We start from the raw sequence: 13,969 nt of genomic DNA, 5'->3' as shown, positions 1-13,969 counted from the left end.
TACTGACGTTTGCCTTACGCCGGGAGTGCTTGTTGTGCTTCCGGCGTTTGCGTGTCTGCGGGTACTTGCGGCCCGCGCACGGCTGCAACTGCGATCGCGGTTGTAATGGGCACGCTCAAAATAAGGGCGCTGCCGGACGCGAAGATTTGCAGGGCCTCGGCCGCAAGGCTCTCCGCTGCGAACAGATCTGATAAAGGCTGGTCATAAAACAGTGCAATCAGCATGACAGATGACAACGCGGCGCCAGTGTAGGCAAACACTATCGTGTAGATCGTGGAGGCAATATGATCGCGTCCAATGCGCATTGCGCTCGAGTAGATCTCTCGCTTCGTGTAAGTGGGGGAGGCAATTCGCAGCTCCCAAACTGCAGAGGACTGCGTGATCGTCACATCGTTTAGCACGCCCAGCCCGCTCAAAATAATGGCCGCAACCAAAAGCTGGCTCATATCCAGGCCCGGCAGGCTTGAGGACAGGTTAAACGCGGTTTCGTCCACAAAACCGGACAGGTGCCCGAACCTGGTTGCAACGGTGCCAAGAATAGCAGCCAACAACAGGCCCGCAAACGTTCCCAACATTGCGGAGGCAGTTCGCATCGAAAAACCGTGCGCAACATGAATTACAACCAGCATGATCGCACTTGAGCCAATCACGCCCACGAGAATCCCGGGTCTTCCCGACGCCAGCGACGGCAGCATGAATCGAACGAGCACCAGCACGGCAAACGCAAGCCCAACCAGCGCCATAGCTCCCTTCGCCCGAGCTACGGCCAGCACAACCAAAACGAACAGTAGCGCGAAAAGGAGGATGGGCAGATTGCGCTCAATCCCCGTGAAACTGTAAACCGCCGAGCCGTTTGGTCCTGGCGAACTGATTACCTGAATCACGTCTCCCACAGACAGGTGCGAGGCTGCGGCAGGGCCGGGCGATTCCATCATGGCCTCTTTCCCCGCATCCTCACCCGTGGTCAGCCGGACGGTAAGCGTCACACAAGAATGCGCTCCGCTCGCGGCCAATGCGGTGCTTTCGCACTGGTGCTCCACTTCAAGAATTTCGGCCTGCTCCCGTGAAACGCCGGGCGCGGTTTGATAACCCGTTAGGGCCTGAACATGCTCAAGCCCCTCCCAGTCGGGCCGTAGCACGTACGCGCCAACAGCGGTCAGAGCCGTAATGAATGCGAGTAGAACAATGATTACCAGACGCGCCCTCGGTGAAGTTGTTGAAGCCTCAGCAGTGCGAGAAATATGTGAGTGCTGGTGTGCCATAGGTGTCTTCTTCTAAACCCAATTCAGATTTTGCGTAACCGCAGTTCTCTAACCCGGTGGTCTGCTCCCTTATGAATAACGAGGGTAGCGCGCTCGCGGGTGGGCAGGATATTGTCCGTCAGGTTAGGCAAGTTAATGGTGTTCCAAATGTCGTGAGCACGCGCCACGGCCTCCTCGTCACTGAGATTCGCGTAGGCGCGGAAATACGAGTTCTTGTCACTAAACGCAGTTGAACGTAGCTTCAAGAACCGGTTGATATACCAAGACTCAATGTGGTCTCGGTCCGCGTCCACGTAAATCGAAAAATCGAAGTAGTCCGAAACCGCTACAGCGCCCGTCTGGTCTTTTGCGGTTCTTGCGGCCTGGAGGACATTCAGGCCCTCAACGATGAGGATATCCGGCTGGTTCACCACTTCACGCTCGCCGGGAACAATATCGTAAGTGAGGTGCGAGTAAACGGGAGCGGTGACGCCGGACCGGCCCGACTTCACATCGGCCATGAACTTCATCAACGCCGCGCGATCGTAGGATTCTGGGAACCCCTTCTTCGCCATGATGCCCCGCTCTTTCAACACAGCGTTAGGTAACAAAAACCCATCCGTTGCTATCAGTTGCACACGGGGAGTGTTTGGCCAGCGGCGCAACAGCTCCCGCAATAAGCGTGCGGTTGAAGATTTACCAACCGCTACCGATCCGGCCACGCCAATTATGAACGGGACCGGAGGGCGGTGGGGTTCGCGTAAAAAGTAGTGCCGATCGTGTGACAGCCTACGAGCCGAGTTCACATACATCTGCAAAAGCGCGGAAATAGGGCGGTAAATGGCATCCACTTCCGCAAGATCCATTGGGTCGCCAAGGCTGGAGATCCGCTCAACATCCTCCACAGTCAACGGTAGCGGCGTTGAGTCTGCAAGGTCACTCCAGGCTTCGCGCGTGAAACGTTGGAACGGTGATTGCTCTGCGTAGAGCTGGGCAGGCGGATTGAAATGCACGCAATTATTTTGCCTGATTTTTCGCGTTTTTTCGCCTCGGGTGATGGCGCCCTGTTTTAGGACGTAAAGTTGTGTAGTTGAGGAGGGCAAATGCAGCGAGTTTTCAGCGTGTCAATGATCCGCGCCAGGGAGGCCGCAGCTGTGAAGGCTGCGGGCCCAGATGAACTGATGAAGGTAGCGGCGCGAGGCGTTGCTGACGCGGTGCAAGACGTGTACCAGGCCGGCGAGGTAGCTGCGCTTGTTGGCGGCGGTGACAATGGGGGAGACGCACTGTACGCGGCCGCATTCTTGTGCGAGGAGGGCATGCCCGCTAAGGCCATCGTGCTGAGCGATCATCCACACGAGCGTGCTTTGACTGCCGCGTGCGGGGCCGGGGTGCAAATCTGCCAGCCTGCTAAGACCGCCGCTGACGTGTTGCCGTTGCTTGGCTCCGCAACTGTATGGATCGATGGCCTTGTGGGCACGGGCACCGAAGGCGCGTTGAAGGAACCGCTGGCTGGGATTGTTACCGCGTTAGAAGAGGCGCGGGGCCGGTTGCCTGGCCGCAAGGTGGTGGCGGTTGACGTGCCGTCGGGACTAGCAACACCGGACGGTACGGTTCCGGCAGATGCGTTGCGTGCTGACATCGTGGGGACGATGGGCGCGTTGAAGCCGTCGGCGGGGTTCCCTCCGGCTTGCTACTACCAGCGCGAGGTCCGCCTAGTGGATTTGGGGCTCGATTTGGGGCCTCATTTTGCCCGCGTACTTGAAGGCGCTGGCGTGCGTGAGGTTGTTGCACTCCCTTCTGCTACGGATCACAAGTATTCACGCGGCGTGGTGCGCCTGGTGGTGGGCTCGCAGAAGTATCCGGGCGCGGCGGTCTTGGCTACCTTGGGAGCACGCGGAGTTGGGGCCGGCATGATCCGCCTCGTAACTGATGAAGCTGCGCGCACCCTGGTGCTGGCTGCCGCTCCCGAGGTGGTAACAGTGGATGGACGCGCGCAAGCGGTGGCAGTTGGGTGCGGTATGGACCCGCAGAACTTGGAGGATCGCAGCCGGATCGCTACACAGATTTTTGAGGCGGAAGTTCCCCTGGTGGTTGATGCGGGCGCGATTTCGATGGCGGCGCAGCTGGTGCACTCCGGTCACGCGGCGGCGCAGCAGATGGTGTGGACACCGCACGCGGGGGAGGCCGCAACGGCACTATCGATCCTGGATGAATCTGAATGGACGCGCGAACGGGTGGAGGAAGCCCCAATCAAGGCCGCAATGCGCCTGGCCGGGCTATCTAGCGCGGTAATTGCGTTGAAGGGTGCTGCCACGCTGATTGTGAGCCCGCGCGGCCACGTGTTTGTGCAGGCGCAGGCCCCCGCATGGGCGGGCACGGCCGGTTCTGGCGATGTCCTCGCCGGCGCGATTGCGGGTGTTCTTTCCGGCGTGCAGGCGCGCGTCGGGGAGGAAGCGGGCCGCCTCGAATGGGAAGAGCTAACGCGTGCGGTAGCGGCCGCTGTCTGGTTGCACGGGGTGGCGGCGCGGAGTGCGGCTGGATTCGATGATGTGGATGAGCAGGCTGGCGGAGTTGCTCTGCGTCCGGGTTATGGTTTGGAAGGTGGCCGCCCGATAGCGGCTTCTGATATTGCGCGCAATCTGCCGGGCGCTTTCGGGCAGGCCCTGCAGGCGCAGACGCATTCTGCCGGGAGGTTCTGTGACTGAAACCCCTGTGGCGGGCGAGCCACCTCGCCGCAAGTTGATTGACGCGACTACATGGAAGTTCATCCTGGTCGGCGTTGTGAACACGATTGTGGGCACAACCGTCATGTTCTTGGCGTATAACTGGCTGGGTTTTGGCTACTGGGTGTCCTCGGCGCTGAACTACATTATTGGTTCAATTGTGAGTTTCGTGCTGAATAAGTACTTCACGTTCCAAAATAGGGAGCGTTCGCTCCGCCAGGTGTGGTTGTTCATTTTGAATATTGCGGCTTGCTACCTGGTTGCCTACGGGTTGGCTAAGCCCCTGGTTTATGCGCTTACTTCGGGGCTTTCGGTGAAGGTTGCGGATAACTTGTCCATGGGCCTCGGTATGATTTTGTTTGTGGCGTTGAACTATGCGGGCCAGCGTTTTGTGGTGTTTGCCAGCAAAACGGATGCCGCCCGTAAGTAGCGTCCAAGTGGTGTCATAGTCTCGAGGGGAATGACAGTGAGTGAACAGTTAGCGCACTATCCGGCGGTTGCCGAGGTTGATGTTGCCGCGCTTGTGGCAAATGCTGCGCGCATGCGCCGTTTCGCTCCGAAGGCTCGCCACCTAGGGATTGTGAAAGCTGACGCCTATGGGCACGGTAGCCACGAGGTTTCCCGCGTGCTCGCCCGCGCGGGCTACGACATCTTGGGTATTGCCCAGCTTGCCGAGGCTCTTGACCTCAGTAGTTTCCTCAAACAAGAGGGCATTGATGGGGTCAGTGTTTTTAGTTGGATCCTGCCAGTGTCTGATGAAGGTGCCATTCGCCAAGCGATTGAAACTGGCATTGAACTGTCGGTGTCTAACCTGGACCAGCTTGATCTGATAGAGAGGCAAGGCTTGCCGGCTCGAATTCACCTGAAAGTGGACACGGGGATGGGCCGCGCCGGAGCGATCCCAACGGAGTTCCCCGCCCTCGCGCTCGCGGCGCGCAAGGCCAAGCATGTAAAGGTCGTGGGCGTGTGGTCGCATTTGGCGCGCGCCGACGAAGCCAGTGAGGCAGGCAAGCAGGCCACCGACCTGCAGATCAAGATTTTCAACGAGGCCGTGCAAGCAGCTGTAGAGGCTGGGCTGACTGATTTTGAGCGCCACCTGGCGGCAACTGCGGGCCAAATCTGGAATGAGGACGCCCATTTCGACATGGTGCGAGACGGCATCGGCTTGTACGGCCTCTCGCCAGACCCGCAGAATACGCCCTCACTGGATTTGGGGCTGCAACCGGTGATGACGTTGAAGGCTGACCTGGTGCAGGTAAAGCGCGTCCCACGGGGCCAAACCGTGTCGTATGGAGGGCAGTGGGTTGCTCCCACGGATCGTTGGCTCGGCCTGGTTCCCCTCGGATACGGGGACGGTATTCCGCGCCACGCTGCGGGTAGAGGTCCGGTCAGCGTGTACACGCGGGCAGGGAGGATCGACACGCACGTGGTTGGGCGCGTGTGCATGGATCAGTTTGTGATCGACCTCGGGCCCGCGGAGGGCAATGAGCCGCCCGCTCTGGCCGGTGACACCGTGGTGCTGTTCGGCAATCCCAACTCAAAAACCACGCCCGGGTGTCCGCTTGCGGATGATTGGGCGCAGGCGTGCGGCACTATCAACTACGAGATCATTACTCGGTTGGGTGCGCGCGTGCCAAGAGCGTACTCTTAGAGCGGCGCTGATACGTAAAGGAAGACCATGTTTACGATTACTGCAAGAAGCGCGGATGATACGCGCAGCTTGGGGGCCGCTCTTGCCCGGTTTGTGTGCGGGGGCGACATGATTATGCTAACCGGCGATCTGGGAACGGGTAAGACCACGTTCACGCAAGGGCTTGGCCGCGCTATGGGCGTGAAGGGCCGCGTTGCTTCCCCTACGTTTATCATTGCGCGCGTGCATAAGGGCAATCCGGATTTGGTGCACGTGGATGCGTATCGCATTAAGGATCTTGACGATCTAGAAACCTTGGACCTTGACACCGCGCTGGAGGAGTCCGTTCTTGTGGTGGAGTGGGGCGAGGGCAAAACCGAGTCACTTTCTGCAAACCGCCTTGAAGTGACGTTCAAAAACCCGGCCGCCGTGGACGAATTGAGTGAAAACTTGGAGCACGCTGATTCCAACATTCGCGAGGTCACTTTCAACCCGGTTGGCCCGCGTTGGATCAGTGAGGACGCGCTTGAAGAAACGCTTCGCGAGGCAGTGGAGGGAGCATACGCATGAAAGACCTATGCATTGATACCTCTGGGGGCGCGGTAGTTGCAGTTGTAACCGAGACCGGCACAGCGGAAAATGCGGAGCCTAACTCCCGCGCTCATGCTGAGCGCCTTGCCGAACTTATCTCGCTTTCGATTAGCGAGGCGGGGCTGGGCAAGACGGCAAAAGAGGCGGGCCTGGATCAGGTGATCGTCGGTACCGGGCCGGCTCCTTTCACGGGGCTTCGCGCCGGCCTCGTAACTGCTCGAGTGATTGGCCGTGTGGCTGGGATCCCCGTGCGCGGGATTGGGTCGCTGGAGGTTTTGGCGCGCGCGTACTTAGACGACATGCCTGCCGGCGCCGATATTGTGGTGGTGACTGACGCCCGCCGTCACGAGGTGTATTGGGCGCACGTGCGCGCAGCTGGCCCAAACGACGTTGAAATAATTGAAGGCCCTGCCGTAAACACCGCTGGTTTTGTGGCCAATAGGTTCCAAGGGAGCGGCGTTGAGTTCGCGGGCCCGGCCTGCCAGATCTACTCTGACGCTTTGCCGAGCACGCGCGACGCTCAAGGTTTTGATGTGGCTGTGGCGTCGCGGATTGTGCGCGCTCGCCTCGAAAATGGGGTAGAGGACTTCCCGGTGGACCCGCAGTATCTGCGTCGCCCGGATATTCACGGCGAAAAGAAGTGACCCGCCAGCCTGCTCCGGTGGTTTTGACCGCGGCGAACTTAGAACAGGTGCTGCACTTTGAGCAGCAGATTTTCCCAAAAGCAGACCAGTGGAGCCGCGCCAGCTGGATCGCGGAGCTCTCTAGCCCAGATCGCATCCACTTTGGAGTGTTTGACCGCGACGTGCTGATTGCCGCCGCGGGGGCTTCTATAAACGAGGTGGCCGATGTTCTGACCATAGGCGTGCTACCAGAATACCGAGGCCGGGGGATAGCGGGCGCGCTACTTGATCACCTGTTGCAGGTGCTTAGAAGCGCCCGGTTTTTCACGCCTAACCAGGTGCGCTACCTGATGCCTCTGGAAGGTGAGCACGCGCGCTCAGAACCCGCCAGTGTTAACGGCACGTCAAGTGAGGAAGCAAGCGAAGCCGCGGCTGGCATTGAGCGCTCGCTGCGCCGGGTTAGCCGCGTGATGCTAGAGGTCCGCGCATCTAATACCAGTGCGATCGGGTTGTATGGATCGCGCGGTTTCCAACAGATTGCACGGATCCCGCGCTACTATCGCTCTCCCAGTGAAGAAGCCGTCGTGATGGAGCTGGGCCTATCGGTGGGCAGGTAAACACCGGCCCAATTACATCCTCATAACGCGTAAAAACTAGCTCGCTGCCGCCGGTTTGATGACGATCGGTCATTATGAAACCCGAGTGTTGCCTAATAGACATGTTTTTATGACATTAACAAGTCTCAAAGTCGTCGCGAACCCCTCGGTCGGGGCGGCAGAGCAAAGCCTGCTAATTCGCGCCAAATAGCCTAAAAGTAGGAATATGTGCGAAGGGTCTGCACCGGCGTGACGATCGTATACGGTATGAGCTGCGTTTCGCGTATGTACCCTTGAATACATGGCCAATAAAAATCTCGAAACGAGGAAGCGCCGCGCCTGGAACACGAACGTGTTCGTGAAGCAACTAATGGCAATTTCCGGCCTCTTCTTCGTCATGTTCGTTATCGTCCACGCGTACGGAAACTTGAAGATGTTCCTCGGCCAGGAGGCGTACGATCACTACGCTCACTGGTTGAAGGGTGACGCCTTCTATCCGCTACTGCCTGAAGGTGGACTGATCGTTGTATTCCGCACGGCGATGATTCTGTTCGCGCTCGTGCACATCCTCGCCGCGTTCCACACCTGGTATGTTTCCAAGAAGGCACGCGCCGACCGCTACTCGGTTAAGAAGAACGTCGCAGACTCATACGCCGCGCGCACCATGCGCGTATCCGCAGTGATCTTGCTGTTCATGATTGTGTTCCATATTCTCCACTTCACCACGGCGACGATTCCTGCGGGCTTCGAAGCAAGCGAGATGTCCCCGTACATGAGGATGGTTGGAGCCTTCTCTAACCCGGCCCTCGTCGTCCTGTACGCCGTTTTTGTTGGAACCCTTGCAATGCACATCGGTCACGGCATCTGGTCGGCTCTGCAGTCCATGGGCTGGCTCCGTCGCAACACCCAGCACGTCACTGTTGTAATCGGTGGCATTGTTGCTGCAATCGTGTTCGTGATGTTCATGCTGCCGCCGGTCGCTATCGCATTCGGCTTTATTTCTTGAGGAACGTGAAATGACTGATCAGCTTATCCACGGCCTCTACCGCGAAGGCGAGAAAATCGCGGACACCAAGGCACCTTTGGATGTGCCCCTAGCGCAGTGTTGGGAAACCCGTAAGTTCAACGCAAAGCTCGTGAACCCGGCCAACCGACGCAAGCTCAAGGTAATCATCGTTGGTACCGGTCTTGCAGGTGGCGCTGCTGCCGCTTCTCTTGGCGAAATGGGCTACCACGTAGACGCATTCTTTTACCAGGATTCTGCTCGCCGCGCACACTCCATTGCTGCGCAGGGTGGCATTAACGCTGCGAAGAACTACCGCAACGACAACGACTCGGTATTCCGCCTGTTCTACGACACTGTTAAGGGCGGCGACTACCGTGCTCGCGAGACCAACGTTTATCGTCTTGCTGAGGTTTCGGCAAACATCATCGACCAGTGCGTCGCCCAGGGCGTTCCATTCGCTCGTGAGTACGGTGGCCTGCTAGATAACCGCTCGTTCGGTGGCGTGCAGGTATCCCGTACGTTCTACGCTCGTGGCCAGACAGGCCAGCAGCTCTTGATTGGCGCCTACCAGGCGCTTGAGCGTCAGGTTGAGGCCGGCACGGTTGTAGAACACCGCCGCCACGAGATGGTTGAGCTCATTGTTTCGGACGGTCGCGCTCGCGGTATCGTTGCCCGCAACATGGCAACGGGTGAGCTGGAGACCTACACGGCTGACGCTGTTGTTTTGGCAACGGGTGGTTACGGCAACGTATTCTTCCTGTCCACCAACGCGATGGGCTGTAACGGTACGGCTGTTTGGCGTGCACACCGCAAGGGAGCCTACTTTGGCAACCCCTGCTACACGCAGATTCACCCGACCTGCATCCCGCAGCACGGTGATCAGCAGTCGAAGCTGACGCTAATGTCAGAGTCGCTACGTAACGACGGCCGCATTTGGGTTCCGAAGAAGGCTGAGGACTGCAAGAAGGATCCGCGCGACATTCCAGAAGAGGATCGCGACTACTACTTGGAGCGCATCTACCCGTCGTTCGGTAACCTCGTTCCGCGTGATATTGCTTCGCGCCAGGCGAAGAACATGTGTGACGATGGTCGCGGCGTGGGCCCGGAGATTAACGGCGTTGCACGCGGCGTTTACCTTGACTTCGCAGAAGCTATTGAGCGCATGGGCAAGGACGCGGTTTCCGCTAAGTACGGCAACCTGTTCGACATGTACGAGCGCATCACTGGCGACAACCCTTACGAAGTTCCAATGCGTATCTACCCGGCTGTTCACTACACGATGGGTGGCCTGTGGGTAGACTACGACCTCCAGTCCAACCTGCCGGGCCTATTCGTGGCTGGCGAGGCTAACTTCTCGGATCACGGTGCTAACCGCCTGGGTGCTTCCGCACTTATGCAGGGCCTATCCGATGGCTACTTCGTTCTTCCGAACACGATCAACGACTATCTCGCTGGTGCGTTTGGCTTCGACAAGCTTGACGAGAACTCGCCTGCCGTTCAGGAGGCCTTGGACTCCACGCAGGCTCGCATTGACAAGCTCATGTCGATCGACGGTAACCGTTCCGTTGACTCGTTCCACAAGGAACTCGGCCACATCATGTGGGAGTACTGCGGTATGGAGCGCAACGAGGAGGGCCTCAAGAAGGCTATTGGAATGATCCGCGAACTTCGCGAAGAGTTCTACAACAACGTGCGCATTCCGGGTAAGACCAAGGGCGAGATGAACCAGTCTTTGGAAAAGGCCGGCCGCGTTGCAGACTTCCTCGAGCTGGGTGAACTGATGTGTATCGACGCATTGCACCGCGAGGAGTCCTGTGGTGGCCACTTCCGTGCAGAGCACCAGACACCTGAAGGTGAAGCGCTTCGTCATGATGACAAGTTCACCTACGTGGCTGCCTGGGAGTTTGGCGCCGACGGCGTTCCGACCCTGCACAAGGAAGACCTGATTTACAACAACATCGAGCTTAAGCAGCGGAGTTACAAGTGAACATCACCCTTAAGATTTGGCGCCAGGCCAATCCCGAAGACGCTGGCGCGATGCACGAATACCAGGTACACAATGTGTCGGAAGACTCGTCGTTCCTGGAAATGCTGGACATCCTCAACGAAGAACTATTCGAGGCTGGCGAAGAGCCGATCGCGTTCGACTCGGACTGTCGTGAAGGCATCTGTGGCCAGTGTGGCGTTGTAATCAACGGCGTTGCACACGGGCCGGAGGTCACCACCACCTGCCAGCTCCACATGCGTTCGTTCAACGATGGTGACACAATCACCATCGAGCCGTGGCGCGCAACCGCATTCCCGATTATTCAGGACCTGGTTGTTAACCGCTCGGCTCTGGACCGCATCATTCAGGCCGGTGGCTACATTTCCGTGAACACGGGTGCAGCTCCGGACGCTCACGCCACGCCGGTTCCAAAGCAGAACGCTGACCGTGCGTTCGAGGCCGCTGCTTGCATCGGTTGTGGTGCTTGCGTAGCTGCCTGCCCGAACGCCTCGGCAATGCTGTTCACCTCCGCTAAGGTCACCCACCTGAACCTGCTTCCGCAGGGCCAGCCGGAGAACCTTATGCGCGTGAAGAACATGCTGAACCAGCATGACGCGGAAGGCTTTGGCACGTGCACGAACATTGGTGAGTGCGCGGCCGTCTGCCCGAAGCAGATTCCGCTGGATGTTATTTCTACGCTGAACCGCCAGCTTGGAAAGGCCGTCTTGAAGGGCGTGTAATCCAAGCCGTATTGGCCAAGCAAAAGGTGGCTTCGAGAATAATCTCGAAGCCACCTTTTTGTTGCCGTAGTGCAGCGGCTAGTACAGTCCTGCGTGTTTGAGGGCGTTTGCGAGGCCGTCCTCTTCAATGTGGGTAGAGACGAAATCCGCTACCTCTTTCACTTCTGGAACTGCATTACCCATCGCGATGCCCATGCCTGCAGTAGCAACCATTTGCAGGTCGTTCAGTTCATCCCCAACAGCTACGGTTTGCTCAATGGGGAAGCCAAGGACCTCGGCTACCTCCTTAAGCCCTGTGCCCTTGTTGTATGCAGATAGCATCACCTCTCCCGTATTTGCCACGCCGGTATCAACCGAAGCGGGAATGATGAGGATCTGGGGGCCAAGATGCGCGTTAACGTCTTCGAGCGTGAGGTCCGAGGTTGGGGGAATGGTAATCATCCCTTTAGATGAGCCCGCTGGAAGTCCTTTCTTGACGTACGGGGTGACCTGGTCTATGTAGGCGCTCCATCGCTCAACTGCTTCGGGAGTGGACTGGAAAAACATTTCCATAAACCCCTCAGCTGGATGAAGCCCATCCGGGGTTTGCCACAGGCTCATAATGCCGTGTTCGCGAAAGTAAGCTTCAGCCTCTTCTATGAACTCTTTAGAGAGCCGGTGATCGAAAAGGTCTTCCCCATTAAGGCGGGCATGAGCGCCATTTGCGCCAATGAATCCTTGAAAGCCTAGGTCCCACAGCCACGGGTAGATCTCGGGTGCAGACCTGCCCGTGCAAATCCACAGGGTGTGCCCGTTATCGTATACCTTCTTCAGCGCCTCGCGCGCGGATTCGGGAACGGTTTGATGCTGGGTAACAACGGTTCCATCAAGGTCGAGGAATACTAGTCTTTTCATACTTTTATCGTCTCACACTAATGGAGAGGGGAGGCAATAGGCTCTGGTGTGGGATTGTGCCGCTCAGGGTTTAGAATGCTTGAGGTGATGGAAATGAAAGATGCTTTGGTCTTAGGTATTGAGTCGACGTGTGACGAGACTGGCGTGGCGCTGGTTCGCGGCGGGCAGCTGTTGGCTGATCGTACAGCCACGTCGATGGACGAGTACGCCCGTTACGGCGGTATTATCCCCGAGATCGCCTCGCGCGCACACCTTGAATCTTTCTTGCCCACTCTTGAAGCGGCGTTAGATGAGGCCGGAGTGCAGCTTTCTGACGTGGACGCGGTTGCTGTTGCGGCAGGGCCCGGTCTGGTGGGGTCGCTAACGGTTGGGATTTGCGCTGGTAAGGCTCTGGCCGCCTCCTTGGGCGTGCCAGTGTACGGGGTGAACCACGTGCTGGGTCATTTGGCTGTTGATGAGCTGGTGCATGGGCCGCTTCCAGATAAGTTCATTGGGCTGGTTGTATCGGGCGGACACTCTAACCTCTTGCTCGTAAACAATATTGCAACCGATGTGCGCGAGCTGGGCGGCACCCTCGATGATGCGGCCGGCGAAGCGTTTGACAAGGTTGGCCGCCTGCTGGGGTTGCCGTATCCGGGTGGTCCACACGTAGATAGGCTGGCGCAGCAGGGCGATAGGGAAGCGATTAAGTTCCCGCGCGGACTCTCGGGTGGACGCGATAAGGAGCGCTACCGCTACGACTTCTCATTCTCGGGTTTGAAAACCGCAGTTTCGCGCTACGTGAAGGCCAAGGAGCTTCGTGGTGAACCGATCAGCAAGGCTGACATTTGCGCTGGTTTTAGTGAGGCCGTGAATGATTCGCTGACGGCTAAGGCTGTTCGGGCAGCGCTTGACCACGATGTGAAGACGATTGTGGTTGGAGGCGGGTTTTCCGCAAACTCGCGCTTGCGTGAACTTTTGACTGAGCGCGCAAATGCGGTTGGCGTTGAGGTTCGAATTCCGCCAATCCGCTTCTGCACGGACAATGGGGCACAGATCGCGGCAATGGGTTCGCAGCTGGTGCGTAACGGTGTGGAGCCCTCAACCTTGCAGTTCTCACCGGATTCGCAGATGTCGCTAGACGAGATGGCGATGGCGTAGCGTACGCAAAAGCCTCCAAGAAAAGTATGCAGCTACGACGTCCGCGGGCATTCCCAACGACAGCTTCATGAGCGCTAGCCATTGCACGTTATCGGTGAAGTAGAGCGGGATTTGAACGCTGAGGCGGGCTACGAACACGAAGAACCATATCCACGTGATCTGGTAGTAGCGCAGTCGGGTGAGCTTCCACTCTTCACCTTTACGCCAACGGGTTTTCTCCCCGCGCACTGCTCCGAGCATGACGCCCAGTAGCGGCCAGCGCACCAGGATGGAGATCAGCAGGAGCGAGCCGTAGAACGTGTTTTTCAAGATGGAGATGGCAAATACGTTGACGGCTTGTCCCGTTTTCCATGCCACAAATACCGAGGCGCTCATGCTGAGCACGCCGATGAGGGCCGGGCGCACGGGAAGCCGCTGAATCAGGCGTATGAGTGCGGCGATCGATGTAAAACCAAGAGCCAGGCCAGCGGGTAGCAGGTAGTCTCCCGTGATGTTCAGTCCAACAAGAAAAATTATCGTGGGGACAACGGCTTCAACTAGCACGCGCCAGCCGCCGATGACGGTGAGAGCGTCAAACTCGTCTTCGTTGATGGCGGCTAGACCACTTTTCTTCTTCTCTTCTGCGGGCGTTAGCTCTTGCGCGGCGGTCATGTTTCCCCTTTTTGTCTATGTCAGCCACAGAAAGGATAGTTGGAACCGCGAATAAACGCCTACATTCTGCGGTTTTGCTGACGGAGTGCCATGAACTTGGATGGCGGCGTCGCACGGTGAATGTCAGTAACTGGTCTTTTGGGATAT

Annotated in this window: 14 protein-coding genes; 10 read left to right on the top strand and 4 right to left on the bottom strand. The window is 58.0% G+C overall.

Annotated features, from left to right (window positions below; translation table 11 throughout):
- Positions 1-14: 14 nt before the first annotated feature.
- Together BQ7114_RS05000 and coaA are read right to left on the bottom strand one after the other, a co-directional pair.
- The gene (locus BQ7114_RS05000) at positions 15-1,262 is read right to left on the bottom strand and encodes a YibE/F family protein (RefSeq protein WP_072342780.1); all 1,248 of its coding nucleotides are present in this window, start codon (positions 1,260-1,262) and stop codon (positions 15-17) included.
- Between the two features lie 23 nt (positions 1,263-1,285).
- Positions 1,286-2,254 carry a type I pantothenate kinase gene (gene coaA, locus BQ7114_RS04995; RefSeq protein ID WP_072342777.1) on the bottom strand — a complete coding sequence of 323 codons (969 nt, stop codon included), beginning with the start codon at positions 2,252-2,254 and terminating at the stop codon, positions 1,286-1,288.
- Positions 2,255-2,344: 90 nt separating this feature from the next.
- Here coaA and BQ7114_RS04990 point away from each other — a divergent pair, with 90 nt between their 5' ends.
- The 9 genes from BQ7114_RS04990 to BQ7114_RS04950 all read left to right on the top strand — a co-directional run bounded on the left by BQ7114_RS04990 (position 2,345) and on the right by BQ7114_RS04950 (position 11,137).
- Complete coding sequence (locus tag BQ7114_RS04990) at positions 2,345-3,946, top strand: bifunctional ADP-dependent NAD(P)H-hydrate dehydratase/NAD(P)H-hydrate epimerase (protein ID WP_072342774.1); 1,602 nt, start codon at positions 2,345-2,347, stop codon at positions 3,944-3,946.
- Positions 3,939-4,394 (top strand): GtrA family protein, encoded by a 456-nt coding sequence (locus BQ7114_RS04985; protein ID WP_230205973.1) that lies wholly within the window; start codon positions 3,939-3,941, stop codon positions 4,392-4,394. Before BQ7114_RS04990 ends, BQ7114_RS04985 begins: the two co-directional genes overlap by 8 nt.
- Before the next feature lie 30 nt (positions 4,395-4,424).
- Complete coding sequence (gene alr / locus BQ7114_RS04980; RefSeq protein WP_072342771.1) at positions 4,425-5,615, top strand: alanine racemase; 1,191 nt, start codon at positions 4,425-4,427, stop codon at positions 5,613-5,615.
- A 27-nt stretch (positions 5,616-5,642) separates the two neighbouring features.
- Positions 5,643-6,164, top strand: a complete 522-nt coding sequence (gene tsaE, locus BQ7114_RS04975; RefSeq protein WP_072342768.1) for a tRNA (adenosine(37)-N6)-threonylcarbamoyltransferase complex ATPase subunit type 1 TsaE — start codon at positions 5,643-5,645, stop codon at positions 6,162-6,164.
- Positions 6,161-6,829, top strand: coding sequence for a tRNA (adenosine(37)-N6)-threonylcarbamoyltransferase complex dimerization subunit type 1 TsaB (gene tsaB / locus BQ7114_RS04970; RefSeq protein WP_072342765.1), 669 nt, complete (start codon positions 6,161-6,163; stop codon positions 6,827-6,829). The genes tsaE and tsaB overlap by 4 nt, the downstream gene beginning before the upstream one ends.
- Entirely contained in the window at positions 6,826-7,425 is a 600-nt protein-coding gene (locus BQ7114_RS04965; protein WP_072342762.1) for a GNAT family N-acetyltransferase, read from the top strand. Before tsaB ends, BQ7114_RS04965 begins: the two co-directional genes overlap by 4 nt.
- Positions 7,426-7,705: 280 nt before the next feature.
- Positions 7,706-8,410: a succinate dehydrogenase cytochrome b subunit gene (locus tag BQ7114_RS04960; protein WP_070618073.1), complete on the top strand. Its 705-nt coding sequence runs from the start codon at positions 7,706-7,708 to the stop codon at positions 8,408-8,410.
- Positions 8,411-8,420: 10 nt separating this feature from the next.
- Positions 8,421-10,397 carry a fumarate reductase/succinate dehydrogenase flavoprotein subunit gene (locus tag BQ7114_RS04955; protein WP_034506866.1) on the top strand — a complete coding sequence of 659 codons (1,977 nt, stop codon included), beginning with the start codon at positions 8,421-8,423 and terminating at the stop codon, positions 10,395-10,397.
- Positions 10,394-11,137, top strand: a complete 744-nt coding sequence (locus tag BQ7114_RS04950; RefSeq protein WP_072342759.1) for a succinate dehydrogenase/fumarate reductase iron-sulfur subunit — start codon at positions 10,394-10,396, stop codon at positions 11,135-11,137. The genes BQ7114_RS04955 and BQ7114_RS04950 overlap by 4 nt, the downstream gene beginning before the upstream one ends.
- A 78-nt stretch (positions 11,138-11,215) precedes the next feature.
- Here the strand turns inward: BQ7114_RS04950 and BQ7114_RS04945 are convergent, their stop codons facing one another.
- A complete protein-coding gene (locus BQ7114_RS04945) occupies positions 11,216-12,031 on the bottom strand; it encodes a Cof-type HAD-IIB family hydrolase (RefSeq protein WP_072342756.1) in 816 nt (271 codons plus the stop codon).
- A 93-nt stretch (positions 12,032-12,124) separates the two neighbouring features.
- On the opposite strand from BQ7114_RS04945, the gene tsaD reads away from it, so the two are divergent.
- Positions 12,125-13,171, top strand: a complete 1,047-nt coding sequence (tsaD, locus tag BQ7114_RS04940) for a tRNA (adenosine(37)-N6)-threonylcarbamoyltransferase complex transferase subunit TsaD (RefSeq protein ID WP_072344819.1) — start codon at positions 12,125-12,127, stop codon at positions 13,169-13,171.
- On the opposite strand, the gene BQ7114_RS04935 is transcribed toward tsaD, so the two are convergent.
- The gene (locus BQ7114_RS04935) at positions 13,148-13,822 is read right to left on the bottom strand and encodes a DUF3159 domain-containing protein (protein ID WP_072342753.1); all 675 of its coding nucleotides are present in this window, start codon (positions 13,820-13,822) and stop codon (positions 13,148-13,150) included. The genes tsaD and BQ7114_RS04935 overlap by 24 nt on opposite strands.
- Between the last annotated feature and the right edge of the window lie 147 nt (positions 13,823-13,969).

It is taken from the genome of Actinomyces urinae (assembly GCF_900119695.1).
GTDB classification, from domain to species: domain Bacteria; phylum Actinomycetota; class Actinomycetes; order Actinomycetales; family Actinomycetaceae; genus Gleimia; species Gleimia urinae.
This window is presented reverse-complemented; position numbering and strand designations above follow the sequence as displayed.